We start from the raw sequence: 210 nt of genomic DNA, 5'->3' as shown, positions 1-210 counted from the left end.
CCAACGCTGTACCGACCGGACGCTGACCCGCAGGTCGTGAGCGATGACCGTGTTCTCGTCGCCCTGCCTGAACCGCTCGGCCGCCTCCAACCGCAACTGCTCGCGGAAGGCCCGCCGTTCGTCGGTCAGCCCGCCCCCTTGCGCATACCTCATGCAGTCGGCATACCGCAGGGATCATGGACCGTCAGCCCATACCGACACCACGCTTTG

1 pseudogene is annotated in these 210 nt (G+C 66.7%); it reads right to left on the bottom strand.

Annotation, left to right across the window (positions count from 1 at the left end):
• Positions 1–153, bottom strand: a pseudogene (locus KUM44_RS47395) (transposase); the annotation flags it as partial.
• Positions 154–210 lie beyond the last annotated feature (57 nt).

The organism is Streptomyces sp. AC550_RSS872 (genome assembly GCF_019049285.1).
In the GTDB taxonomy this organism is placed as follows: Bacteria; Actinomycetota; Actinomycetes; order Streptomycetales; family Streptomycetaceae; genus Streptomyces.
Note: the sequence above shows the minus strand (reverse complement) of the source record. Positions and strands in the feature narration are given on the sequence as shown.